At 72.5% G+C, this 24,877-nt stretch carries 19 protein-coding genes; 15 read left to right on the top strand and 4 right to left on the bottom strand.

The annotated features are described in order from the left end of the window. Positions 1-189: 189 nt before the first annotated feature. On the bottom strand, positions 190-882 hold the full coding sequence (locus tag QSK30_RS24605; protein ID WP_285506189.1) for a response regulator transcription factor: 693 nt from the start codon (positions 880-882) through the stop codon (positions 190-192). Further along, positions 879-2,603, bottom strand: a complete 1,725-nt coding sequence (locus QSK30_RS24600) for a PAS domain-containing sensor histidine kinase (RefSeq protein WP_285506188.1) — start codon at positions 2,601-2,603, stop codon at positions 879-881. Before QSK30_RS24600 ends, QSK30_RS24605 begins: the two co-directional genes overlap by 4 nt. Before the next feature lie 215 nt (positions 2,604-2,818). Between QSK30_RS24600 and QSK30_RS24595 the strand changes: the two genes are divergently transcribed. Both QSK30_RS24595 and QSK30_RS24590 read left to right on the top strand, forming a co-directional pair. Further along, positions 2,819-4,558, top strand: coding sequence for a sensor histidine kinase (locus tag QSK30_RS24595; protein WP_285506186.1), 1,740 nt, complete (start codon positions 2,819-2,821; stop codon positions 4,556-4,558). 81 nt (positions 4,559-4,639) lie between these two features. Continuing rightward, on the top strand, positions 4,640-5,287 hold the full coding sequence (locus tag QSK30_RS24590) for a serine/threonine protein phosphatase (protein WP_285506184.1): 648 nt from the start codon (positions 4,640-4,642) through the stop codon (positions 5,285-5,287). A gap of 373 nt (positions 5,288-5,660) precedes the next feature. Here the strand turns inward: QSK30_RS24590 and QSK30_RS24585 are convergent, their stop codons facing one another. Beyond that, positions 5,661-6,788 (bottom strand): MsnO8 family LLM class oxidoreductase, encoded by a 1,128-nt coding sequence (locus tag QSK30_RS24585; RefSeq protein WP_285506182.1) that lies wholly within the window; start codon positions 6,786-6,788, stop codon positions 5,661-5,663. Positions 6,789-6,995: 207 nt separating this feature from the next. Here QSK30_RS24585 and QSK30_RS24580 point away from each other — a divergent pair, with 207 nt between their 5' ends. Together QSK30_RS24580 and QSK30_RS24575 are read left to right on the top strand one after the other, a co-directional pair. Beyond that, on the top strand, positions 6,996-8,651 hold the full coding sequence (locus QSK30_RS24580) for a sugar nucleotide-binding protein (RefSeq protein ID WP_285506180.1): 1,656 nt from the start codon (positions 6,996-6,998) through the stop codon (positions 8,649-8,651). Further along, positions 8,648-9,724: a glycosyltransferase family 2 protein gene (locus QSK30_RS24575; protein ID WP_285506179.1), complete on the top strand. Its 1,077-nt coding sequence runs from the start codon at positions 8,648-8,650 to the stop codon at positions 9,722-9,724. Before QSK30_RS24580 ends, QSK30_RS24575 begins: the two co-directional genes overlap by 4 nt. A 314-nt stretch (positions 9,725-10,038) precedes the next feature. Here the strand turns inward: QSK30_RS24575 and QSK30_RS24570 are convergent, their stop codons facing one another. Beyond that, entirely contained in the window at positions 10,039-10,779 is a 741-nt protein-coding gene (locus QSK30_RS24570) for a nucleotidyltransferase domain-containing protein (protein WP_285506178.1), read from the bottom strand. A 175-nt stretch (positions 10,780-10,954) separates the two neighbouring features. Here QSK30_RS24570 and QSK30_RS24565 point away from each other — a divergent pair, with 175 nt between their 5' ends. The 11 genes from QSK30_RS24565 (at position 10,955) to QSK30_RS24515 (ending at position 24,791) form a co-directional block, all read left to right on the top strand. Then, entirely contained in the window at positions 10,955-12,904 is a 1,950-nt protein-coding gene (locus tag QSK30_RS24565) for a primary-amine oxidase (RefSeq protein WP_285506177.1), read from the top strand. Positions 12,905-13,125: 221 nt separating this feature from the next. Continuing rightward, positions 13,126-13,827 carry an ABC transporter ATP-binding protein gene (locus QSK30_RS24560; RefSeq protein ID WP_285506175.1) on the top strand — a complete coding sequence of 234 codons (702 nt, stop codon included), beginning with the start codon at positions 13,126-13,128 and terminating at the stop codon, positions 13,825-13,827. Positions 13,828-13,857: 30 nt separating this feature from the next. Continuing rightward, positions 13,858-15,618 carry a branched-chain amino acid ABC transporter ATP-binding protein/permease gene (locus tag QSK30_RS24555; protein WP_502871880.1) on the top strand — a complete coding sequence of 587 codons (1,761 nt, stop codon included), beginning with the start codon at positions 13,858-13,860 and terminating at the stop codon, positions 15,616-15,618. A 71-nt stretch (positions 15,619-15,689) separates the two neighbouring features. Then, a complete protein-coding gene (locus QSK30_RS24550) occupies positions 15,690-16,850 on the top strand; it encodes an ABC transporter substrate-binding protein (protein ID WP_285506171.1) in 1,161 nt (386 codons plus the stop codon). A gap of 42 nt (positions 16,851-16,892) precedes the next feature. Then, positions 16,893-17,759: a branched-chain amino acid ABC transporter permease gene (locus QSK30_RS24545; protein WP_285506169.1), complete on the top strand. Its 867-nt coding sequence runs from the start codon at positions 16,893-16,895 to the stop codon at positions 17,757-17,759. Between the two features lie 71 nt (positions 17,760-17,830). Next, positions 17,831-18,961, top strand: a complete 1,131-nt coding sequence (locus QSK30_RS24540) for a zinc-binding dehydrogenase (RefSeq protein ID WP_285506167.1) — start codon at positions 17,831-17,833, stop codon at positions 18,959-18,961. Next, positions 18,958-19,938: a methyltransferase gene (locus QSK30_RS24535; RefSeq protein WP_285506164.1), complete on the top strand. Its 981-nt coding sequence runs from the start codon at positions 18,958-18,960 to the stop codon at positions 19,936-19,938. The genes QSK30_RS24540 and QSK30_RS24535 overlap by 4 nt, the downstream gene beginning before the upstream one ends. Beyond that, positions 19,935-20,690, top strand: coding sequence for an SDR family NAD(P)-dependent oxidoreductase (locus tag QSK30_RS24530; RefSeq protein WP_285506162.1), 756 nt, complete (start codon positions 19,935-19,937; stop codon positions 20,688-20,690). The genes QSK30_RS24535 and QSK30_RS24530 overlap by 4 nt, the downstream gene beginning before the upstream one ends. A gap of 7 nt (positions 20,691-20,697) precedes the next feature. Beyond that, positions 20,698-22,854, top strand: a complete 2,157-nt coding sequence (locus QSK30_RS24525; protein ID WP_285506160.1) for a N,N-dimethylformamidase beta subunit family domain-containing protein — start codon at positions 20,698-20,700, stop codon at positions 22,852-22,854. Continuing rightward, positions 22,855-23,826, top strand: a complete 972-nt coding sequence (gene lipP1 / locus QSK30_RS24520; protein WP_285506158.1) for a LipP1 family hormone-sensitive lipase — start codon at positions 22,855-22,857, stop codon at positions 23,824-23,826. Further along, on the top strand, positions 23,823-24,791 hold the full coding sequence (locus QSK30_RS24515) for an aldo/keto reductase (RefSeq protein ID WP_285506157.1): 969 nt from the start codon (positions 23,823-23,825) through the stop codon (positions 24,789-24,791). Before lipP1 ends, QSK30_RS24515 begins: the two co-directional genes overlap by 4 nt. Positions 24,792-24,877 lie beyond the last annotated feature (86 nt).

The raw sequence follows: 24,877 nt of genomic DNA, 5'->3' as shown, positions 1-24,877 counted from the left end.
TGGCGGCGGCGCGTGTCAATACGGTGTATCAGTTGTCTTTCGTTAGCTTCCGTCACTATCTTTTCGCGATCGGACGGACTTTGTCGGCCCGATTAGCGATGAGTGCGTGCGAATTATGGGCGTTTTGTCGGCCTCACTCAAGGTCACCTTCGCGGGCGCCACGCCGGGCCAGGGTCAGGTGAGTCCGAGTCAGGTCCGGGGCGGGTCGTAGCGGTAGCCCATGCCGCGCGCGGCCCGGATCGGCGAGTCCTGGGCGGTCCAGCCGAGCTTGCGGCGCAGCCGGAGCACGGCGAACTTGACCCGCTCCGCGCCGATGCCGGTCGGGTCGTTCCACACCAGCGCCAGCAGCTGGCGCGGCGAGAGCACCGCGCCCCGGTGCGCGACGAAGGTGGCCAGCAACCGGTACTCGGTGGCGTTGACCTCGGCCTCCACCCCGCACACGTACACCCGGCGGGACCGGTGGTCCATCCGGACCGCGCCGTCGTCGTAGACCTCGACCGGGCCGTCGGACTGCCCGGCGCCGTCGGCGCGGCGCAGCACCGCCTCGATCCTGGCCAGCAGCTCGGCGGTGGAGAACGGCTTGGTCAGGTAGTCGTCGGCGCCGCCGCGCAGGCCGCGGACCTTGTCGGCCTCCATGCCGTGCGCGGTGAGCAGCAGCACCGGCACGTCGCTGACGTCGCGGATGCGCTCGAGCACCGCCCAGCCGTCGAGCACCGGCAGCCCGATGTCCAGCAGCACCAGCGTCGGCCGGGTCTCGTGCAGCGCGCGCAGACCCTCCCGGCCGTCGGGCGCCACCCGCACCTGGTGGCCCGCGCGCTCCAGGATGACCCGCAGCGCCAGCGCGATGTCCGGCTCGTCCTCGACCACCAGCACGGTGCTCATCGCGGCGCCCCCGGCAGGGTGATCCGCACCGTGGTGCCCATGCCCTCGGTGCTCTCGATCCCCATCGACCCCTGGTGCGCGGCCACGATCTGCCTGCAGATCGAGAGCCCCAGCCCGCTGCCCGGGATGCCCGCCTCACTCGCGTTGGACGCCCGGGTGAACGCCTCGAACAGCCTCGGCAGGTCGGCGGCGGGCACGCCGATCCCGGTGTCGCTGACCGCGACCTCCCAGCCCGAGCGGGCCGGGGTGGCGCTGACCCGCACCGCCCCGCCCGCCGGGGTGAACTTGATCGCGTTGGCCAGCACGTTGCCCAGCACCTGGGTGAGCCGGGCCGGGTCGCCGTGGATCGGCGGGCCGGGCCGCACCTCGGCGGTCACCGCGGTGCCGGTGCGCACGGCGACCGCGGCGTGGTCCTCGACCGCCTTGCCCACCAGGTCGGCCACGTCGACCTCGGTGAAGGCCATCGACAGCTGGTTGGTCTCCAGCCGGGAGAGCAGCAGCAGGTCGTCGACCAGCCGCAGCAGCCGCTCGGCGTTGCGGCTGATCACCCGCAGGTGGCCTGCCTGCTCCGCGGTGAGCGGTTCGGGGGAGTCGGCCAGCATCTCCCCGAACGCGAGCACCGCGGTGAGCGGGGTGCGCAGCTCGTGCGAGACGGTGGCCACGAACCGGCCCTTGAGCGCGGCCGCCTCCTCCAGCGCCCGGTTGGTCTCCTCCAGCTCCGAGCGGGCCGCGGACTCCCGGGTCTCCCGGGTGACGTCGCGGAAGTACCAGAGCGTGCCCGCGCGCAGCGGGACCACGTCGCAGGTCGCGATCCGCCCGTCGGCCAGCGCCAGCCGGACGCCGCGGTGCGGCGTGCCCGAGCGCACCAGGCCTGCCAGCAGCTCCTGGGTGGTCGCGCGGTCGGCGGAGGCGGTGGCGACCAGGTCGACGAACTCGGCCACCGCCAGCCCGGTGGCGCCGCCGGTGCCGAGCAGCCTGTCGAACGCGGCGTTGTCCATGATCACCCGCAGGCCGTCGTCGACGACCACCGCGCCCGCCAGGTGCAGCACCAGCTCGCGCAGCCGGGACCGCTCGGTGGCCAGCGCCCGCTCGGCGGCGCGCCGCTCGGTGACGTTGTGCGCGTGCGCCACCACCGCGTTGATGCCGGTGATGTCGAGCAGGTTGACCATGCTGATGCCCAGCACCAGCCAGTGGCCGCCCGCGTGCCGGACCCGGGCGTCGACCTCGACCTGGCTGCCCGGCGCGCGCACCATCGACTCGAACGCGCGCTGCACGGCGGGCAGGTCGTTGGGGTGCACCAGGGCCCGCATGCCGTCGGCCGGGACCTCGCCGACCGGGTAGCCGAGCAGGTCGCGCACCGCGTCCGGGGTCGCGGTCATCGTGCCCAGCGCGTCGATGGTCACCACCAGCGCCCGGTCGACCACCGGGAACACCCCGGACCGCGGCGCGGGCACGGCGCCATCCAGGTTGTCGGTTCGGTCGGTCCCCTCGGTGCTGTGTCTCTTGTCGGCGCCCAGGGCGGGGGTGTGCACGGCCCGCAGCAGGGTGAGCACCGAGCGGACCACCGCGGCATCGGCCGCGCCGAGACCCGAGCCGACCGCCTCCTCGAGCAGGGCCGCCGCCAGGGCCGGGTCCTCGGCCGCCGCCCGGCCCGCCTCGTCGAGCAGCCCGGCCAGCGGCGGGCGGGTGCCCGCTCGCCTGCGTGCCTGATCCGACGACATGGGGCTCTCCACTGGCGGTCCGGAGCTGGTCGGCGGTCCGGGGATCGCCGTGGTCCACCGTCGCCAGCCTACGAGCGGCGTGCGCGCATTCGGGGTGATCCGGTGCCAGGGCTGCCTTTTTCACCGAATCGGGTAGTGAAACCGGTGCGGAACGGTTGTCCCGGCGGGCTCGCGCGCCGGTGCCGGGGACACTGGATCACGACTCAGGAGGCCACATGCCGCACACCTCTGCGGACCGCCCGTGGAACCACGCCGCGGCGGTGCGCGCGATCACCAGGGCCGACCGCGCCGGCCAGGCGACCCCGGTCGCCACCGGCCTGCTGCGGGCGCTGCCGGGGGTGCTCGACGCGGTGGTCGGCGACCCGGTGCCGGGCGCCGAGGTGGTCGTGCCGATGGCCTCGGGGCAGACCCTCTCGCTGAGCTGCTCGGGCCCGGCCGACCCCCGGCTGGCCCCGCTGGCGGACACCGTCGCGGCCACCCTTGAGGCCGTCGCCCCGGCGGGCGTCGACTTCCGCGACGCCCTGATCGCGCAGATGCCGACCTTCATCGCCCTGTTCAGCCCGGACGGGCTGCTGCTGTGGACCAACGTGGTCGAGTGGCCCGACGGCACCCGGGTGGCCTACGGCCAGACCCAGATCTCGGCGATCACCGCGCTGGTGCACCCCGGCGACCAGGGCGCGCTGGCCGAGTCGCTGGCCACGCTGCACGAGCGCGACCCCGGCGGCCAGATCCGCAACACCGTCCGGGTGCGCCGCGACGACGGCGGCTGGATCGTGATGGACGTGATCGTGCTGGACCGGGTGGACGACCCCGCCATCGGCGGGCTGATCACCTTCAGCAGCGACGTCACCGCCCTGCACGACACCGAGTACACCCTGGCGCTCACCGCCGCCCGGCTGGACGCGCTGGTCGGCGCGCTGCACGTGGGCGTGCTGCTGCAGGACGCCGACCGCACCGTGCTGATCGCCAACTCGACCGCGGCCACCCTGCTCGACCTACGCAAACCGCCCGCCGAGCTGGCCGGACTGGGTGCCGAGGAGCTGCGCGGGCTGCGCGGCATGCCTGCCGAGCACTACCGCGAGATCGATGAGCTGGGCAGGCGGTGCCTGGCCGACGGGGTCGAGGTGCACGGCGCGGAGGTCGCGCTCGGCGCCCACCGGGTCGTCGAGGTCGACTTCGTGCCGGTGGTCCTCGACGACCGGCGGCTCGGCCAGCTGTGGGTGCTGCGCGACGTCACCGAGCAGGTGGAGCTGCAGCGGGCGCTGGTCGCGCGCAACGACGAGCTGTCCAGGCTGGCGGCGCTCAAGACCGAGTTCATCGCCACCGTCTCGCACGAGCTGCGCACCCCGCTGACCACCCTGACCACGCTCACCCCGATGCTCACCGACGGCGGCGACGGCTTGCTGGCCCAGGCGGTCGAGCGCAACGTGACCAGGCTGGCCGAGCTGGTGGAGACGCTGCTGTTCCTGGCCGCCGTCGAGTCGCGCAGCCGGGAACTGGAGATCGTGCCGACCCGGCTGGAGCCGCTGGTCGGCGCCCAGGTGGCGGCGCTGGCCGCGCACGCCTCGACCCGCTCGGTGCTGGTGGTGCACCAGCAGCCCGGTGCGGTCACCGTCGTGCCCGGCGACCGCGAGCTGCTGGCCAGGATGGTGCACCACGTGCTGGCCGCCGCGATCGGCAGCTCGCCGCCCTCGGCCACGGTCCGGGTGTGCTCGGCGCGCGAGCCCGAGGGCTGGGTGCTGGAGGTGACCGACGAGTGCCCGCTCACCGTCGACGCGGGCAGGCTGTTCACCACGGTGCCGCGCGGGGACCGGGAGGGCGACCCGCTGATCGGGTCCGGGCTGGGTCTCGCGCTCGCCCGGGCCATCGCCGAGCGGCACGGTGGGGCGGTCTACCTCCGGCCCGCGCGCCAGGGCGGCACGACCGTCCGGGTGGAGCTCCCGCTGGCTGTTTGATCCCACAGGGTCCGGTCAGCACCCGCACAGCGTTTCCACAGGGTCTCGGCCGAGGCTGGGTGGTGTCGGAGGGAGCGGGTCATGCGGACGTGGCGAGTGGCGGGGGCACAGGGCGGGCGACGGGTGAACGCGGACGCGGTGGCGTCGGCGCGGTCGGCCTCGGGGGACTTGGTCTTCGCGTTGGCCGACGGGATCGGCGACAACGAGGTGGCGGCCACCGCCGCCCGGGTGGCGGCCTCGGCCGCGGTGTCCGCAGGCGGTGGCGCGGTGGCCGCGGTACTGGCCGCGGGCGTGGCGTTGCGCGCGCTGCCCGCCGGGGACTGCGTGCTGGTGGTGGCGGTACCGGTGGACGACGGGTACGAGGTGGCCTGGGTCGGCGATGCCCGCGCCTACGCCTGGAACGGGGCCGAGGTGCGGCAGGTGACGGTGGATCAGACTGTGGCGCAGTACTTCCGCGACCGCGGGGTGGTGGTGGGGCCGCGCTTGGAGCACGTGGTGACCGCGAGCGCTCGGGCGGTCGAGCGCGCCGGGGTCGGAGTGGTGTCGGTGCCCTCGGTGGCGAGCTTGGTGCTGGCCAGCGACGGGGTGTCGGTGCCGTTGGCGCAACTGGCGAACATCCTGCGGTACGCGGGAGACCCGGCCGCTGCTTTGGTTCGGGCCACTGGGAGTGCGGACAACGCCACGGCGATTGTGGTTGAGGGCGCTGGGGTTGTGGCCCTGGCGGCTTGACGCTGGTTGCTGGGGCTGGCTGGGTCACCGGACGCTAAGACCATCGACCATCGACCATCGACCATCGACCACCGGTCACAGGGAACCGATTGCACCACAACGAAACCGCACCCGGCCGGCGGTCCTGCTCGATTGGGTGGAGTGGCTTTGTTCGGGGAGAAAAGAGGCGCTAGCCTGGCTTCGGCGTGGGTGATCCCTTTCCCACCCGCTTCACCCCGGCGCCTCTTTTCTTAGGGGCCCCGAACAAAGCCACTCCACCCAATCGAGCCCACCCCGCCAACCCAACCCCAACGCAAGCCACTCCACCCGATCGAGCAGCCCACCCGGACATGAGCCATACCAAAGCGACCAACCGAAAGTCCTTAGTGGATGGTCACTGCCATTCCTTGGCCAGCAGCTCGAAGGAGCGGACCCGGTCGGCGTGGGCGTGGGTGACCGTGGTGACCATGATCTCGTCCGCCTGAGTCGCCTTGCGGAGGATGTGCAGCTGCTCGGTGACCTCTTGCGCGGTGCCCACGAACTGGGTTGCCACCCGGTCGGCCACGAGGGCGCGTTGGTCGTCGGTCCAGGGGAACTCCGCCGCCTCCTCGGGGGTGAGGAAGGGGATGGCGCCGTCGCCCGCGCGGATGCTGAGGACCCACCTGGCGTAGGGGGAGGCGAGTTCCTTCGCGGTGGCGGAGTCTTCGGCGACCACCACGTCGGCCGAGACCATCACGTGCGGGTGGGCCAGGTTCGCCGAGGGGACGAATGCCTCGCGGTAGGCGCCCACCGCTTCCAGGACCGTGGAGGGGCTCACGTGGTAGTTGGCGGTGAAGGGCAGGCCGAGCTCGCCCGCCGCCTTGGCGCTGGGGCCCGCGCTGGAGCCCAGGACCCACACCTGGGCGTCGGCGCCCTCCGCGGTCGGTGCGTGGAACTCGGTGCCCTCGGCGTTGGTGTGGCCGGTGGTGAGGAAGTCGAGGATCTGGCGCACCTGCCCGGTGTAGTCGCCGCCGGAGTCCTCGCGGGCGCCCAGCAGGCGTTGGCCCGCCTCCAGGCGGGCCAGGGTCTCGGGCTGGCCGAAGGCGGACTTGGCGGTGCCGGGGATCAGCAGGCCGTCGACCACCCTCGACGGTTCCGGTGGTGCGCTCGGCGCGGCGAAGCGCTTGACCAGGTCCTTGGCCTTGACCAGGCCGGAGCGGCCCAGGCCCAGGTCGACCCGGCCGGGGTGGGCCAGCGCGATGGTGCCGAACTGCTCGGCGACCGACAGCGGGGCGTAGTAGCCCAGCAGCACCGCGCCTGAGCCGACCCGGATCCGCTCGGTGGCGTCGGCGATCAGGGTGATCAGGACGGCGGGGGACGACGACGCGACGCCGGAGGCCAGGTGGTGCTCGGCGACCCAGAAGCGGTGGTAGCCGAACTGCTCGGCCTGTCGGGCCAGGTCGACGCTCTCGCGCAGCGCGTCAGCGGGTGAGCGGCCTTCGGCGACCACTGCTAGGTCCAAAATAGACAGTGGAGTCGACATGGGTTCCCCTTCCCCTTTTCCCTGGTCCAACCCCTGTGACGCTACCCGCGAGGTCGGTCCCGACCAGCGGTTTCCGGGATGTGGGACAGCCGGAATACCCGGCCGCCCGGCGCGGTTGCGGCAAGGTCGACCCGTTCGGCGCAGTATCGGCCCGGGGGGTGCTGACGATCTTCCCGTGGGTGGCGGAATTGCCGGGGGGAGATCGCGGTGTCCGGTTTATCGGAGCGGTGGTTGGTGACTGGCTGCTGCGGGCAGCTGGGCGCGCACGTGACCGCGGAGCTGGCCCGTCGCGGGGTGCCGGTGCTCGGGATCGGTCATCGCGACTGCCCGGGGGACCACGCCTCTGTCGTCGCCCTCGACCTGCGCCGCGGTCAGGACCTCGACGCCGTGTTGCGCCGCTACCGGCCGACGCACATCGCGCACCTTGGCGGGATGTCCTCGCCCGCGCGGGTCGCTAGTGAGCCGTTCGCCGGTTGGGCGCTCAACGCCGGTGTGACCCGTCAGCTCGCGGACTACGCGCGCGAGTCCGATGCGTGGTTGCTCTACCCGTCCAGCGACTTCATCTGGGACGGCGTCGCGGGACGGCGCTACCTGGAGACCGATACACCGTCGCGGCTGACCGCCTACGCCGCGAGCAAGCTCGACGGGGAGCGCGCGGTGCGCGGCGTCGGGTTGGTCGTGCGGCTCTCGTTGCTCTACGGCCTTCCGTTGTGCCCCAGGCAGACCACGTGGACGCGGATCGAAGCCGCGCTGCGGGCGGGTGACGAGGTTCCGGTGTGCGTCGACGAGTACCGCACGCCGGTCTCGCTCGTCGACGCCGCTCGGGTCGTGGTCGGTCTGGGGGAGCGGCGGGTACGTGGACTGGTGCACGTCGCGGGCCCCGAGGTGCTGACCGCGCGGGACATGGTCGTGCGGATCGCCGCCGGACTCGGGGTCGAGCCGTCGCTGCGCGCGGTGTCGCGGCGTGATCTGCCGGGTGGTCTACCCCGGCCGCGGAACATGGCCATGTCCGGTGGTTTGCTGGCACGCCACTGGCCCGCGCTGGCACCGCGGCCGATGCGGTCCGGTCCGGTGTTCGGCGTGGTGATCCCGACCTACCGGGGCGCGGATGTGTTGGGGCGCAGCGTGGACTCGCTCGTGGCGCAGACCTACTCCGGCGAGGTGCACGTCGTGGTGGCGGTCAACGACGGCGAGGCGAGCACCACCGCCGCGGCCGAACGGCTGGCGCCGAGACTCCGTTCGGCCGGGATCGCTTGCACCGTCCTGACTTCCGAGCCCGGGCGGGTGGCCGCGATCGACGCCGCCGAGGCCGTGCTGCCCCCGGGGCCCCGGCTCTACCTCGACCAGGACGCGGTGCTCTCCCCGGACGGCCTGACCCGGCTGGCCGAGGCGCTGGCCCCCGGTGGCGGCGTGCACTTCGCGGTGCCCGCCGTCCGGATCTCGACCGGGAGCCGGGTGTCGCGGGCCTACTTCCGGGCCTGGCGGAGCCTTCCGTACGTGCGGCAGTCGCCGGTGACCATGGGCGCGTACGCGGTCTCGGCGAGCGGCCGCACGCGCTGGGGGCGGTTCGCGCGCGTCCGGTCGGACGACAAGTGGGTGCGCTGGCACTTCGCGCCGTCGGAGCGGGCGGTCGTGTCGGCGTCCTACGAGGTGATCGTCCCGCAGGGCGCCCGGGAACTGGTGCGGGCCCGGTTGCGCTACCAGCGCGGCAACGACGAGCTCGACGGCCTGAACATGGCCCACGGCGACGGCGCCGCCCGCCACCGCGGCGTCATCGGCGCGTTGCTGCGCAGCCCGGCCGCGGCGACGGTGTTCCTGGCCGTGCACGCGGCGGCCGCCGTGGCCGACCGGTGGCGCCGGTGATCGACGTGGTCGTCCCCGCACGCGACGAGGGCGCGCTGATCGGCGCTTGCCTGCGGTCGGTGTCCGCACCCGGCGTGCGAGTGGTCGTGGTGGCCGACGGCTGTTCCGACGACACCGCCGAGCGAGCCGCCGAGGCGGGCGCGGAGGTCGTGGAGACGGCCGCGCGGGGCAAAGCGGCGGCGCTGAACACGGGCCTGAGCCGGTGCCGGGACGGTGCCGCGGTCGTCTTCCTGGACGCCGACACCGTCCTGACCCCCGGCACCACCGAGGCCCTGGCCCGAGTGCTGGACACCCCGCGCCCGCTGCTGGCCGCGCCGCGCCCACTCCTGGTCCGCCCGACCGGACGCCTGGGCCGGGACTTCGCGGCCGTGTGGACACGACTGCCCGGCGTCGAGGGCGACGTGATCGGCGCGGGCTGCTACGCGGTGTCCGCGGCCGGCCGGGAGCGCTGGTCGGAGTTCCCCCCGATCGTCGCCGACGACGCCTTCGTCCGGACGCTGTTCGCCCCGGACGAACGCGTGGTGGTGCGGGAGGGAGCGTTCTTGCTGGTGTTGCCAGAGGGACGCGAGCTGGTGGATGTTGTGCGACGGTGGAGGTCCGGGAACGCGGCACTGGAGACCTCACCGTCGGTCGATCGGACTGGGAACCTGCGAGTGGTGGCCCGCAGACCTGGGCTCTGGCCGCACCTACCCGGCTTCGCGGCGGTACTCGCGGCCGGGAAACTGCGATCGACCACAGGGTGGGCCCGGGCGTCCCGGCTGCGCGAGGTCGGACGGCCGGCGGCTGAGTACACCTTGGTGGTGGACCCGTCGGTGACCCCAGCAGCCGACGCGCGGGCCCAGTTGGAGACATTGGCCTGGCGATTCCCGGCCGCGTGCGTGTACGGCGCGGGGGAGGGAACGGTGGTCCGCCGCGGCAAGCCGGCGGGTTTGGCCCTGGCCGAGACCCGGTTGTGGGAACGAGCGGGCAAGCCGGACCGGGTGGCGACTCTGTGTGAGCGAGCTGCGGCCCTTGGCGCACGCCCTCTGATCACGCCGCTGGCCACCTACCTGGGCTCACGCGCTAAACACTGACCAATCCAGGCCACACCAACGAATTCTTTCACTCCCTGAGCCCATGCCCGCTGGGACCGGCGGCCCCGCTACGGATGTGCTCGATTGGGTGGACTGCCTTCGTGTGGGGGGAGAGCACCGCTAAACTGGCCGTGTGTGGGGATGCCCTTCACCCCACGCTTTTTCCCCACCGCGGTGCTCTAGGGGCCCCGCGCGAAGGCAGTCCACCCAATCGAGCACCACCGCTTTTGTCCGGGCACGTCATCGGGGTCATCCACCAGCGGGCCCACCGCACCCAGTCATCTAGCGGCCCGGGCGTCTAGCGGCCCGGGCGTCTAGCGGCCCCACTGCGCCCAGGCGTCCTCGACCATGGCCTCGACCGAATCAGCAGCGGCGTCCAGGTCACGCTCGGTGAACATTTCCACCTGGTTCTCCCGAAACCGCTCCACCCGCTCGGCCAACGCCGCCCACTGCGGGAACAGCGCTGCCAGGTACCGTCCCGCCGCCGCTTTGGAGATCACGTCGGACTTCGCCCGCGTGTAGTGCAGCCGTGCCGGTCCCTGCACCAGCCAGGCGATCGCGTCGCCGTCGGCGGGCCAGGTGCGTCGGGCGCGTTCGGCCAGGGGTGCCCAGTACTCCCGCAGGTTCACCAGGTTGTAGTTCCACAGCTCGGCCAGTGAGACCTGGTAGTCCGGCAGTTCACCCCGCACCGCGATCCCGTAGCGGCGCAGCGTCAGCCACTGCACCGGGTTCAGGTTGCCGCACGGCCGGTCCGTCACGATCTTGCCGTCGACGCTGAACGGGACCACTCGCCCATCCGCGGGCTGGGTCGCGAAGGTCTCCTCGTCGAGGTAGACGCACTCCAGGAGCGCGGGCACCCGGGCGTGCACCGCCGCGAGCTCCACCGCGTCGGCGGGGCGGCTGGTGACCACGACCGCGTCGATGTCGCTGTGCGGTGGTCGCCACGCTCCCAGCGCCACCGAGCCGGTCAGGTGCAGGCCGGTGACCAGGCCGGGGGCGACCTCGTCGGCCACGCGCAGGTAATGGTCGGTGATCTCGGTGACGGCAGGCAGCACGGCGCCTGAGGATAACCACCCGGAAGAGTGATCCACGGGCAGTTGGCTGATGTCAGCGCGCAGCCCGGGTTGCCTGGTCGAGCACGGTCGCCGCCGTGTCGGGCCGTTCCCTGCCGGTCAACCGCTGTACGTCGCAGGGCAAGACCCCGCGCGCCGGTCGGCCGATACTCGCGGAATGACGGCGACGACACCCCTGGTCCGGCATCCTCTCGACCCGCTCTCCGGCGAGGAGATCGCGCGCGTGCGCGCGGTGCTCGTCGAGGCCGGTCGGGTAGGGGAGAGCACGCGGTTTCCCAGCGTGCTGCTGCTGGAGCCGCCGAAGTCGGAGGTGCGCGCCTTCACCGACGGCGCGCTCATCAGCCGCCGCGCGCAGGCCGTCCTGCTCGACACGGCCACCGGTGCCGCCGCCGAGGCCGTCGTCGACCTGGTCGCCGGTGCGCTCGTGGACTGGCGCGAGCTGGCGCCCGGCACCGGGCAGCCCGCCGTGCTGTTCGAGGAGTACGACCGCAGCGCCGACCTGGTGCGCGCCGACCCGCGCTGGCAGGCCGCCCTGCGCCGCCGCGGCGTCGAGGACTTCTCCCTCGCCTTCGTCGCGCCGCTCTCGCCCGGTTTCTTCGACCACCCCGAGGAACGCGGCCGCCGCGTTCTCCGGGCGTTGACGTTCCTGCGCGACCACGTGGAGGACAGCCCGTGGGCGCACCCGGTCGAGGGGCTGCTGGCCAAGGTGGACCTCATCTCCGGTGAGGTCATCTCGGTGGTCGACGAGGGCGACGTCCCGGTCCCGCACGAGCACGGCAACTTCGACGCCGAGCACGTCGGCCCCGCCCGCACCACGCTCAAGCCGATCGAGATCACCCAGCCCGACGGGGTCAGCTTCACCGTCGAGGGCAACGAGGTGACCTGGGAGAACTGGCGCTTCCGGGTCGGTTTCAACGCCCGCGAGGGCCTGACGCTGCACCGGGTCGAGTTCGCCGAGAACAGCGGCGAGCACCGGCCGGTCATCAACCGCGCGTCGATGGCGGAGATGGTCGTGCCCTACGGCGACCCGGCGCCGTGGCGCTATTGGATCAGCTACTTCGACGCGGGCGAGTACCTGCTCGGCAAGAACGCGAACTCGCTGAAACTAGGCTGCGACTGCCTCGGCGTGATCCATTACTTCGACGCCGTCGTCGCCGACGACCACTCGAACCCGGTCACGATCCCGCAGGCGATCTGCATGCACGAGGAGGACTACGGAATCCTCTGGAAACACACCAACATCCTCACCGGCGCCACCGAGGTCCGGCGTTCCCGGCGGCTGGTGGTCTCGTTCTTCGCCACGATCGGGAACTACGACTACGGCTTCTTCTGGTACTTCTACCTCGACGGCACGATCCAGCTGGAGGCCAAGGCCACCGGGATCGTGTTCTGCGGGTCCGCCGAGCCGGGCACGGTCTCGCCGTACGCCGCGGAGATCGCCCCGGGCCTGATGGCCCCGGTGCACCAGCACCTGTTCTGCGCCCGGCTGGACATGGAGGTCGCGGGCGAGCGCAACACCGTCGACGAGGTCGACGTGGTCGGGATCCCGATCGGTCCGGACAACCCCTACGGCAACGCCTTCACCACCACCGTCACCCCGCTGACCAGGGAGTCGCAGGCCCAGCGGCTGGCCGACCCGGCGCGCGGGCGGTCCTGGCTCATCCGCAACGAGGACAGCCGCAACCGGCTCGGCAAGCCGCGCGCCTACCAGCTGGTGCCGAACCCCGGCCCCACCCTGCTGGCCCAGCCGGAGGCCACCGTGGCCACCCGTGCGGCCTTCGCCACCAAGCACCTGTGGGTGACCCGGCACGACGACGCCGAGCGCTTCCCGGCGGGCGACTACCCGAACCAGAACCCCGGCAACGACGGTTTGGCGGTCTGGACGAGGGCCGATCGGGAACTGACCGAGGAGGACCTCGTCCTCTGGCACGTATTCGGCCCGACGCACGTGCCCAGGCCGGAGGACTGGCCGGTCATGCCGGTCGACTACAGCGGATTCATGCTCCGCCCGCACGGGTTCTGCGACCGCAACCCGGCGCTGGACCTGCCCGACGGAACCGCTTCCCGCGCACACTGCCCGCCGGGTCAGTGCGCGTGCAATCACTGACAACCGGGTATAAGTTGCCGAGCTAGCGAAATAGCGACGAGAATGATACCCGCCCTGGACATTTCAGGGCGGGTATCTCGTGTGTCCGGGTACGGCCGTGCGGATCTTGTCCAGCCGTCCCACCGTATTTCGGTATTTCTACGGACACCGTGGCCCAGAGCACAGGCGCACGCTGTTCGACACACCGCCACCCCCCGTTATCCCAAGGATGGTGTTCACCCGTGAGTGTTCTGTCCATTGAGGACGTCAGCGTCGAGCGATCCGGTCTCCCGATCGTGCGCGGCGCTACGGTCTCGGTCGCCGAGGGCGAGGTGACCGTCCTGCTCGGCGCCAACGGCGCGGGCAAGACCACCCTGCTGGAGGGCGTCTCCGGCGCCATCCCGGTCTCGGGCGGGTCCATCACCCTCGGGGGTGCGCGGATCGAGAGGCTGCGGGCCTGGCGCCGGGCGCGCGCCGGGCTCGCTCACGTCGAGCAGAACCGCACCGTGTTCCGCGACATGTCCACTGAGGACAACCTGCGCGCGGCCTGCCGCCCCGGTGGCTCCATCGACGCGGTGCTGGACCTGTTCCCCGAGCTGCGCAAGCAGATCGCCGCGCCCGCGGGCCTGCTCTCCGGCGGTGAGCAGCAGATGCTCGTGGTCGGCCGGGCGCTGCTGGGCGAGCCCCGGGTGCTGCTCATCGACGAGATGTCGCTGGGCCTGGCCCCGATCGTGGTGGAGCGGCTGGCGCGCGCGGTGCGCAGGCTCGCCGACACCGGCGTCGGCGTGCTGCTGGTCGAGCAGTTCGCCACCCTCGCGCTCGGGATCTCCGACCGCGCCTACGTCATGGCCAAGGGCGAGATGGTCTTCGCGGGCGACGGGGCAGCCCTGCTGGCCGACGAGTCGCTGCTGCGGGCGCTCTACCTCGGCGACACCCACAACTGACGGCGACTGGAGTCGAAGAAAGTGGAGACTTTGCGCAAGCCCGGACAGCGCGGTGGGCTCCTGGCCGCCGCGGGCCCGCTGGGCAAGCCGCTGCCGCTGACCCTGATCGCCGCCGCGGTGGTGGTCATCGTGCTCTCGTCGGTGTCGAGCAGCTCGATGCTGTTCAACCTCACCGCCGCGGCCGTGGCGGTCGTGTTCATGCAGAGCTACGGCCTGATCACCGGTCGGGCCGGGGTCATCTCGCTGTGCCAGCTCTCCTTCGCCGCCATCGGCGCGTGGACGGTCGGCTGGGCCAACGTGCACGAGGTGCCCGGCGGCCTGTACGTGTGGCTGCTGCTCGGCGGGCTGGTCGCGGTGCTGGCCGGTCTGCTCATCGGCCTGCCCGCGCTGCGCCTGCGCGGGGTGAACCTGGCGGTGGCCACCTTCGCCTTCGCCATCGCGCTCGACGTCGTCTTCGGCGGGCTGAGCTTCCCCGGCCAGAACGACTACAACTTCGTCCGCAGGCCGGAGCTGTTCGACACCGACGCCGCCTACTTCGTCTTCACCGCCATCGTCGTCGCGGTGATCTTCGTCGGCCTCTACTTCCTCGACCGCAGCAGGCTGGGCGGCGCGCTGGTGGAGATCCGGCACTCCGAGCGGGCCGCGGCCGCGCACGGCATCAGCGTGACCAAGGGCAAGCTGGCCGCGTTCGCGCTCAGCGCGTTCGTCGCGGGCGTCGGCGGCGGTCTGATGGCGGGCCAGCTGGGCATCGTCACCGCGGGCAACTTCTCCTCCTTCGCCTCGGTCGCGATGTTCGCCATCGCGCTGTTCGTGGGCACCAACAACATCGAGGGCGCGATCGCGGGCGGGGTGATGGGCGCCTTCGTCCCGGTGCTGATGGACGCGATCGGCATCCCGCAGGACCTCGCCTCGCTGCTCTTCGGCGTCGGCGCGATCCAGGTGCTGCGGCTGGGCATGAGCCAGACCGACCTGCTGCGCACCCAGCGCCGCCGCAAGCGGGCCGAGCGCAACCCGCTGCCGCCGATCCAGGCGCCCCCGGTCCAGGTCTTCCCCCGGCAGCGCCCCGCCCGGATCGTCCGCCGGGGCGCCCCCGCGCTGGAGGTGCGCGACCTGCGGGTCACCTTCGGCAACCTGGTCGCGGTCAACGACGTCAACCTGGTGCTCCCGCGCGGGCAGGTCGTCGGCCTGGTCGGCCCCAACGGCGCGGGCAAGTCGACGCTGATCAACACCGTCACCGGGTTCACCGGCCGCTACACCGGCCAGGTGCTGCTCGACGGCAAGCCGGTCGACGACCTCTCCGCGCACCGCCGGGCCCGGGCGGGCGTGCGCCGCAGCTTCCAGCAGCTGCGCGTGCCCACCTCGATCTCGGTCGGGATGTTCCTGCAGGTCGCCGCGGGTGCGACGCTGACGAGGCAGGCGATCGACGAGCAGCTCGCGCTGTTCGGCTGCCCGCCCGCGGACACCCCGGTTGAGGTCGTGGACGTGGCCACCCGGCGCCTGCTCGAGGTCGCGGGCCTGGCCGTCGGGCGGCCGCGGGTCCTGCTGCTCGACGAGCCCGCCGCGGGCCACTCCAGTGACGAGACCCGGCTGCTGGTCGACCGGCTCGCCGAGATCCCGGAGCGGTTCGACACCTCGCTGCTGCTGGTGGAGCACGACATCGAGCTGGTCAGGGCCGTCTGCGACCAGATCGTGGTGCTCGACTTCGGCAGCGTGATCGCCTCCGGGCCGCCGGAGCAGGTGCTCTCCGACCCCGCCGTCATCGCCGCCTACCTCGGCGACAGCACGCGCTGAGCCCGCTGGCCGCCCACGTCCGCCCGCCCCACCGACGCCTTCCGAGCCACTTCCCGTCCCAGGAGAGACACATGCGAGCGATCACCAAGATAGGCGGGGTGGCCACAGCCGCCCTGTTGGCCACCACCGTCCTCGCGGGCTGCGGCAGCTCGGACAGCGGCGAGATCAAGATCGGGGCCATCGCGGGCCTCACCGGCGCCTTTATCACCGATGACGTCATCAAGACCGCCAAGCGCGTCTTCGACGACGTCAACGACCAGGGCGGGATCAACGGCAAGAAGATCGACTACATCGTCAAGGACGACGCGGGCAACCCGCAGCGCACCGCCCAGGTGGCGCGCGAGCTCGCCGACGCCGACGTGGTGGCGATGACCGGCTCGGCCAGCTTCACCGACTGCGACGTCAACGACGCCTTCTACCGGCAGCAGAAGATCAGCTCGATCATGGCCGTCGCGGCCACCCCCAAGTGCTTCCAGAGCCCGAACATCGCGCCGGTCAACGTCGGCCCGTTCACCCTGATGACCGCCGAGCTGCTCTACGCCTCGCAGACGCTCAAGGACGACAAGCTCTGCAACTTCACCGTCGTGCTGCCCGGCTCCGAGGACGCGGTCAAGAACGCCCTCGAGCAGTGGACGAAGATCACCGGCAAGCAGCTCGCGGTCAACGACATGACCGTCCAGCAGAGCGGTGACCTGACCCCGTACCTGCTCAAGGCCAAGCAGGCGGGCTGCGACGCGATCATGTTCAACCCGAGCGAGCAGCTCGTGGTGCCCTTCCTCAAGGCGGCCCAGACCCAGGGCATGTCCGATGTGGACTTCCTGCTGCTGGCCCCGGCCTACACCGACAGCGTCGCCAAGGCCGTCGGCGGCCTCGGGCTGAAGATCTACGCGGGCAGCGAGTTCGAGCCGTTCACCGCCGACAGCCCGGCCAACGCGCCGTGGAAGGACGCGGTCACCCGCGCGGGCGCCCCGGCCAGCGCGTTCTCCCAGGGCGGCTTCCTGGCCGCGACGTTCATGGTGCAGGTGCTCAAGGGCATCAAGGGCGACATCACCCGGGACTCGGTGAACCAGGCGCTCAAGACCATGCAGCCGATCAGCAACCCGATGGTGGGCAGCCCGTTCCTCTTCGGCCCCGGCGACCGGCACGCGCCGAACCAGGCTTCCAAGATCGTGGAGCTCAAGGACTCCAAGTGGAACCCGATCGGCGACTTCATCACCGTCCCGTCCTCCTGATTCCCCCGCCAGAGCTGAGAAACTCCTGATCCGGAGGCTGTCGTGCTCCAACTGTCCGCGGCCATCGCGGGACTGGTCACCGGCGGGGCCTACGCCCTGATGGGGCTGTCCACGCTGCTGACCTACCGCCTGGTGTCGGTGGTGAACTTCGCCCAGGCCGCCGTCGGCGCGTTCGGCGCGTTCTCCATGGTCGTCCTCTACGAGGAGGGCCTGCCGCTGATCCTCGCGGTGCCCGCGGGCATGGCCGTCGGCGCGCTGCTGCACTGCGGTCTCGGCGCGATCATGGTCCGCTGGTTCTCGGAGTCCGGCGAGGGCGTGAAGGCCGCGGTCACCATCGCGATCTACACCGGCCTGGCCGCGGTGGGGCTGCGCCTGTTCGGGGCGCAGCACCCGCACCGCTTCCCCAGCCCGTTCGACTCGCCCGCGTTCACCGCGGGCGGCGTGGTGGTCACCTGGACCGCCATCGTCACCATGGTGCTGGCCGTGCTGTTCGCCATCGCCCCGGCGGTCCTGCTGCGCCGCACCAGGATCGGCCTGCTGCTGCGCGCCCAGGCCGAGCGGCCGACCACCGCCGAGCTGATCGGCATCCGGGTGCCGCGGCTGTCCATGGTGGTCTGGGCGATCGCGGGCGCGGCCAGCGCGCTGGCCATCATGATCATCGCCCCGCAGCTGGCCAGCGACTTCGGCTCGCAGGCCGCGCTGATCACCCCGGCGCTGGCCGCGGTGCTCATCGGCGGGTTCCGCAGCTTCCCGGTCACCCTGGTCGGCGGCCTCGCCCTCGGCGTGCTGCAGGGCCTGGCCAGCACCTGGCAGTCCTTCCAGCAGTACCGCGGTGTGCTGCCGTTCGTGGTGATCCTGGTCGTGCTGGTCTGGACCCGGCGCGGGGACCGCTGGGACGAGCCCTCCTAGGTCCGCCGCCGGACCACACCGTCCACTGTGGACTGATGAGGCACCGGCCAACACGCTCGAGAGGAGTCCGCATGCGCCCCAAGACGACGATGGCCGCGGTGCTGCGCGAGTTCGGCGCACCGCTGGAGATCGAGGAGCTGCCGCTGCCCGCGGACCTGCCGCCGGGTTCGGCGCTGGTCCGGGTGACCCGCACGACCCTGTGCGGCACCGACGCGCACCTGTGGCAGGGCGTCATGCCCTTCGTCGGGCTGCCGATGGTGCTGGGCCACGAGATGGTCGGCGAGGTCGTCGCGCTCGGCCCGTACGCCGAGCAGGACGCGCTGGGGCGGCCGGTGGTGGTCGGGACCAAGCTGGTGTGGTCGGAGTCGGTCTGCGGGCGCTGCCACCCCTGCACGGTGCTGCGCGTGCCGGTGCTCTGCGTCAACCGCGGCTACGGGTTCCGCCAGCGCGCGGACAAGTGGCCGTTCGTCATCGGCGGCCTCTCGCAGTACACCTACCTGCCCCCGGGCGCGCACCGGCTGGTGGTGCCCGAGGAGATGCCCGACACCTGGGCCGCCTCGGCGGGCTGCGCGGTCAAGACCGTGCTGCGCGCGTTCGCCAACGCGGGCGGCGTGCGCCCGGAGTCCACTGTGGTCATCCAGGGCGCGGGCCCGCTCGGCCTGGTGGGCACCGCGTTCGCCCGGGCCTCCGGCGCGGGCCAGGTGATCACCATCGGCGGGCCGGACAACCGGCTCGCCGTGGCCGCCAAGTTCGGCGCGGACGTCACCATCGCGGTCGAGGAGGTCCCCGACCCGGACGAGCGGGTGGCCCGGGTCGAGGAGCTGACTGAGGCCCGCGGCGCCGACCTGGTGTTCGACTTCGCGGGCTCGCCCTCGGCCAACCGCGAGGGCGTGCTGATGTGCGGGCACCGCGGCAAGCACGTCGTGGTCGGACTGGCGGGCCCGCGGGCGCTGCCGGTGCCGATGGACGTGGTGATGATGCGCGAGATCCAGGTCATCGGCTCGCTCAACGGCGACGTGTCCGACCTGGACCGCTCGCTGCGCTTCCTGAACTCCTTCGCCCACCGCTTCGACTGGGACGCCATGTTCGGCGAACCGGTCGGCCTGGCGGGCGCGGACCAGGCCATCAAGGACATGGCCTCCATGGCGGCCGTCAAGGCCGTCGTCAACCCAGCACTCGATCTTGAGGAGATATCCGCATGACCACCACCCCCGCCGCCGACCCGAGCCGACTCGCGGCTGTCGCGAGCGGCTTCATGGCGGCCAAGCAGCTGTTCGCCGCGAGCGAGCTGGGTCTGTTCGCCGCCATCGGCACCGGCTCGGCCACCACGGCGCAGATCGCCGCCACCACGGGCGCGCCCGAGCGCTCGGTGCGCATCCTGGCCGACGCCATGGTCGGCCTGGAGCTGCTGTCCTACGCCGAGGGCCAGTACACCAACACCGAGGCCACCGCGGCCTACCTCGCCGGTGGCGAGGGCCTGGACCTGCGCCCGTGGCTGGGCTTCTGGGACGGCCTGAGCTACCCGCACTGGCTCTCCTACACCGAGTCCATGCGCACCGCCGAGCCCGCGCCGTTCGACATGGGCGGCGAGCGGATGGAGGTCTTCATGGGCGGTGTGCAGACCTACAACTCGCTGCACGCGCTGATGCTGGCCGAGAACTACGACTTCACCCAGCACGAGAACCTGCTCGACCTCGCGGGCCTGTCGACGGCGTTCCTGGACGAGGCGCACAAGCGCAACCCCAAGCTGCGCGGCGCGTTCGTCAGCACCGACATGATGCTGCAGATGGCCAAGGGCGGCGCCCCCGCGGGCTTCGGCGACTTCGTCGAGTTCCACGAGGCCGACCCGCTGACCACCGCGGTCCCCGGGCACTACGACTCGGTGCTGCTCGAGCACGTGCTGCACCGCTTCACCCCGGAGGAGAACAAGACCATCTTGACCCGGGCGCGCGAGGCCGTCGACGTCGGCGCCGCGCTGCTGGTGCTCGACTTCCTGCTCGACGCCTCCGACGGCCGCCGCCTCGACGCGGTGCTCGCCGGCGAGTACCTGGTCATCGACGGCACCGTGGTCTACCCCGAGGACGAGGTCAAGGGCTGGCTCGAGGCCACCGGCTGGCGCTGGGTCGAGACCCGTCCGCTGCCCGGTTCGCCGCGCGTGATCATCGCGGAAGCGGTGTGACCGCGGTGGGCTCCTTCGACGGCGTCGTCGCCTTCGTGACCGGCGGGGCGGGTGGCATCGGCGGCGCCGTGGCCACCGCCCTGGCCGAGCGGGGCGCCAAGGTCGCGGTCGCCGACCTCAACGAGGAGGCGGCCAAGGCGCACGCGGACAAGATCGGCGGGCTGGCGGTCGGCCTCGACGTCGGCGACGCCGACAGCGTGGCGGCCGCGGTCAAGACCGCCACGGACGCCTTGGGCCCCATCGGGGTCCTGGTGCACACCGCCGGGATCGTCGGTGGCGGCGGCCCGCTCAACGGGCTGCCGGTGGAGGTGTTCGACACGGTCAGCCGGGTCAACTTCCGCGGCACGTTCCTGATCACCCAGGCCGTCGCGAACGCGATGATCGCCGCGGGCACCAAGGGCGCGATGGTGCACATCAGCTCCGCGGGCGCGTTCTCGCCCACCCCCGGCCTCGGGCACTACGAGGCCACCAAGGCGGGCATGAACGCGCTCATCCGCTCCGCGGCGCTGGAGCTGGCCGAGCACGGCATCCGGGTCAACGCGGTGGCCCCCGGCCCGGTCGACACCCCGATGACCAACTTCTCGGCCGCGCCGCCCGAGGCGCTGGCGTTCTGGACCGAGCGGATCCCGCTCGGCCGGATCGCCACCCCGGCCGACCTGGTCCCGCAGATCCTGCTGCTCGCCTCGGCGGATGCCCGGCACATCACCGGCACCATCCTCCCGGTCGACGGCGGCCAACTCCTGAAGGGATGACCACGGCGTGACTCGTCGCCCGGTCGACCACACCGACGCGCCCGTAGTGGGCTACACCGACCGGCTCTCGGTCCGGCCGGGCGAGCGCGTGCGCGTGCACGCCAGCTCGACCGACCCGGATGTGCGGGTGCGGCTGCTGCTGATCGACCACGACGGGACCGCCGCCGTGCGGGTGCCGGTCGCCGCCGGGCTGCCGGAGCGGGTCACCGTGCCGCACCAGGAGCTGGCCCTGGGCTCCTACGGCCTGGTGCCCACCCCGCCGGTGTTCGACGGGGCGGTGACCTTCGCGGTCTGGGTGTGGCCGACCGCGCTGCCGGAGGGCCGCGCGGGTCTGCTCACCCAGGCCGGGGTCGCCGAGCTGGTGCTCGACGCGGACGGCCGGGTCGGCTTCACCGCGCACACCGGGCAGGGCGCGGTCACGGTGACCGCGTCGGCGCCGCTGCGGGTGCGCCGCTGGTACCTGCTCACCGGCTCGTACTCCGAGCGCGGCGTCCGGCTGGAGGTCCGGCCGGGCGCCCCGCTGGGGGACGAGCGGCCCGCCACCGTGGTCGTCTCCCCGGCCCGCGGTGATCTGTCCACTTCGGACGCTCCGCTGGTGTTCGCGGCGCGGTCGGTCGACCGGGTGGTCACCGACCACTACGACGGCAAGCTCAGCGCGCCGTGCGTGTTCGACCGGGCGCTCGACGCCGCCCAGGTCACCGAGCTCGCCGCCGACACCACCGGGGCCTGGCACCGCGGCGCCCGCGCGCAGTGGGACCTGGCCCAGGACATCGGCGGCGACCGGTTGCTCGACCTGGTCGACGGCCTGCACGGCACCCTCCACAACGGACCGCTGCGCGGGGTCACCGCGCACGACTGGACCGGCGAGGTGCTCGACTGGCGCTTCGCCGACACCGGCTACGGCGCCGTGCACTTCCACTCCGACGACCTCGAGGACGCGGGCTGGGACCCGGTGCTCACCGTCGAGCTGCCCGCGGACCTGCCCGGCGGCTGCTACGCCGTCGAGCTTGCGAGCCCGCTGGGCGTCGACCGGTTGCCGCTGTTCGTCCGCCCCCCGGAGGACGCCCCCCGCGCGCCGATCGCCTTCCTCGTGCCCACCTTGAGCTACCTGGCGTACGCGCTGGAGCACGTGCACATGGCGTTCCTGCCGGAGGACCCGGCCGAGGTCGCCGCGCCGTTCGCCCGGCGCAACAGCCTGCACAGCCTCTACGACCGCCACCGCGACGGCAGCGGCGCGGCCACCGCCTCGCTGCGCAGGCCGCTGCTTGGGGTGCGCGACGACCACGTTTTCCGGCACGCGAGCGGCCCGCACCAGTACAGCGAGGACCTGCACCTGGTCGGCTGGCTCGGCCGCCAGGGGTTCCAGTTCGACCTGGTCACCGACCACGACCTCGACCGCGAGGGCGCCGCGGCGCTCGACGGCTACTCGACCGTGGTCACCGGCAGCCACCCCGAGTACTGGACCGGGTCGATGCTCGACGCCGCCACCGCGCATCTGCACGGCGGCGGCAAGCTCGCCTACCTCGGCGGCAACGGCGCGTACTGGGTCACCGCGGTGCACCCGGAGAAGCCGCACGTCGCCGAGCTGCGCCGCGGTTACGCGGGCGTGCGGATGTGGGAGAGCGAACCGGGCGAGCTGGTGCTCGCGAGCACCGGTGAGCCCGGCGGCCTGTGGTCCGAGCGCGGCCGGTCGCCGCACCGCCTCTTCGGCATCGGCACCACCGCCGCGGGTCTGACGACCGGCGGCTCGTACGAGGTCCTGGCCCGCTTCGGGGACCCGGTCATCGACCGGTTGCTGCGCGGTGTGGACCGGAATGCCCCCTTGGGCGCGTTCGGCGCGCTGCTCGGCGGCGCGGCCTCCTTCGAGACCGACGGTTTCGACCTCCTGCAGGGGAGTCCGCCGAACACCAGGCTCATCGCCCGCGCGCTGCTCGGCGAGTCCTACATGTCCGCCGACACCGGGCCCACCACCCGGCACCCGATGGCCGACCCGGTGGACCACCGCCGGTCCGACCTGACCCTGCTGGACACCCCCGGCGGCGGCACCGTGTTCGCCACCGGGTCGATCGGCTGGTGCGCCGCGCTCTCGCACGCCGGGGACGCCAACGACGTCTCGAAGCTCACCGCCGCCGTCTTACGGTCCTTCACCGGAAAGGAGTTCTGAGTGGCACTGCACCCCGAGGCCAAGGCCGTCATCGAGGCGACCGCCGCCCAGGGCGGGCTCATCCCCGAGGGCGTCTCCGCGGCCGAGATGCGCGCGGCGTTCGCGGCGAGCTGGCGGATGCCGGAGAACCCGGTTCCGGTCGGCCGGGTCTACGAGCGCACCATCCCCGGTCCGGCGGCTGACTTGCGCGTGCGCGTGTACGAGCCGCGCGGCGACGGTCCCTTCCCGGCGGTGGTGTGGTTCCACGGCGGTGGCTGGGTCATCGGCTCCCTGGCGGAGAACGAGCAGACCTGCCGGACGCTGTGCGCCGAGGCCGAGGCCGTCGTGGTGTCGGTGGAGTACCGGCTGGCCCCCGAGGACCCGTTCCCGGCCGCGGCCGAGGATGCCCACGCCGCGCTGACCTGGGTCACCGAGCACGGCGCCGAGGTGGGTGTGGACACCACCCGGATCGCGGTGGCCGGGGAGAGCGCGGGCGCCAACCTCGCAGCCGTGGCGTGCCTGATGGTCCGCGACCGCGGCGGTCGGCTGCCGCTGGTGCAGGTCCTCGCCTGCCCGGTGATCGCCCCGCCGGGCGACCGTCCGTCCTATGTGGACTACGGGGTGGGTCACTTCCTGACCCGCGCGAACATGGACTTCTTCTTCGCCCAGTACGCGCGCGACGCCGCGGACCTGAACAACCCCTACCTCGACCCGCTGGCGGCCACCGACCTCACCGGGCTCCCGGCGGCCTTGGTGATGACCGCCGAGTACGACCCGCTGCGCGACGAGGGCGAGGAGTTCGCCCACCGGCTGATGGACGCGGGCGTGCCCACCGAGCTGGTGCGCTACCACGGCCAGGTCCACGGCTTCTTCGCGCTGCTGGTCGACCGGCTCAGCATCGCCGAGATCGCCCACCAGCGCGCGATCGACACCCTGCGCAAGGCCTTCACCCGGGGGTTGACCCCGTACTCCAGCACCGAGAGGAAGTCATGACGGTTCCACGCCGCAAGATCGGGGCGGACGGTCCCGAGGTGTCCGTGCTCTCCATGGGCTCGTGGCACATCTACGACCGGATGCCGTTCCAAGAGGCCGTCCAGATGGTGCGCCGCGCCGTGGACGCGGGCGTCAACCTGTTCGACGTCGGCTACTACGGCGGTTTCACCATCGACGGCAAGACCGTCCAGGAGTCCTACACCGACATCATCTTCGGCCGGGCCGTGGCCGTCGCGGGCATCCCGCGCGCGGACTGGCTGCTCTCGGTCAAGCTCTGGATCCAGGCGTTCCCGGAGGTCTCGTTCGCCGACCAGCTCGACCCGCTGCTGGCCAGGGTCGGGGTCGAGCACGCCGACTACACCGTGCTCGGCGACCTGTTCGGCACCACCCCGGACATGACCGCGCTGACCCGCGGGCTCGGCGACCTGATCGAGTCCGGCAAGCTCGGCGGCTGGGGCGTGAACAACTGGTCGGTCGACGACATCCGGGCCGCGCACGACGCGGCCGCGGCCCAGGGCATCCCGGGGCCGTCGATGGCCCAGCTCAAGTACAGCGTGGTGCGCCGGTCCATCCCCGACGGTGAGCCGTTCCGCCGGCTGGCCGACGACATCGGCATCACCATCCAGGCCTCGGACGTGTTCGAGGGCGGCATCCTGGCGGGCAACCTGGTGCCCGACCGGATGGTCGGCCGCGACCCCGGCGGCATCCGCGAGCAGGTCGCCGACGCGGCGGTCAAGCTGGCCGCCATCGCCGAGGGCTTCGACGCCACCGCGGCCCAGGCGGGCATCGCCTTCTGCCTGGCCGACCCGCTGGTCAGCACCGTCCTGTTCGGAACCTCCCGACTGGCCCAGCTGGAGGCCAACCTGGGCGCGGTCGAACTCGCCGAGAAGCACGGCGCCGAGATCCGCGCGGCCGTCGCCGACCTGTGGCTCGACCGCGACGTCGTGGATCCGACTGGTCACTGACCGTCACCCCACCTTGTCCGGTGGGGAACGCGGGGTTGACCCGGAGCGCACGGTGCGCGTGTGCTCCGGGTCTGCTCGGCCCGCGG

It is taken from the genome of Actinokineospora sp. NBRC 105648 (assembly GCF_030269645.1).
GTDB lineage: Bacteria > Actinomycetota > Actinomycetes > Mycobacteriales > Pseudonocardiaceae > Actinokineospora.
This window is presented reverse-complemented; position numbering and strand designations above follow the sequence as displayed.

Bases quoted from the DNA above. Each gene is read 5' to 3' on its own strand.
- QSK30_RS24590 (WP_285506184.1), top strand. From the start codon at position 4,640: ATGCGGACGTGGCGAGTGGCGGGGGCACAGGGCGGGCGACGGGTGAAC.
- QSK30_RS24535 (WP_285506164.1), top strand. From the start codon at position 18,958: ATGACCACCACCCCCGCCGCCGACCCGAGCCGACTCGCGGCTGTCGCG.
- QSK30_RS24515 (WP_285506157.1), top strand. From the start codon at position 23,823: ATGACGGTTCCACGCCGCAAGATCGGGGCGGACGGTCCCGAGGTGTCC.
- QSK30_RS24605 (WP_285506189.1), bottom strand. From the start codon at position 882: ATGAGCACCGTGCTGGTGGTCGAGGACGAGCCGGACATCGCGCTGGCG.
- QSK30_RS24595 (WP_285506186.1), top strand. From the start codon at position 2,819: ATGCCGCACACCTCTGCGGACCGCCCGTGGAACCACGCCGCGGCGGTG.
- QSK30_RS24550 (WP_285506171.1), top strand. From the start codon at position 15,690: ATGCGAGCGATCACCAAGATAGGCGGGGTGGCCACAGCCGCCCTGTTG.
- QSK30_RS24540 (WP_285506167.1), top strand. From the start codon at position 17,831: ATGCGCCCCAAGACGACGATGGCCGCGGTGCTGCGCGAGTTCGGCGCA.
- QSK30_RS24565 (WP_285506177.1), top strand. From the start codon at position 10,955: ATGACGGCGACGACACCCCTGGTCCGGCATCCTCTCGACCCGCTCTCC.
- QSK30_RS24585 (WP_285506182.1), bottom strand. From the start codon at position 6,788: ATGTCGACTCCACTGTCTATTTTGGACCTAGCAGTGGTCGCCGAAGGC.
- QSK30_RS24600 (WP_285506188.1), bottom strand. From the start codon at position 2,603: ATGTCGTCGGATCAGGCACGCAGGCGAGCGGGCACCCGCCCGCCGCTG.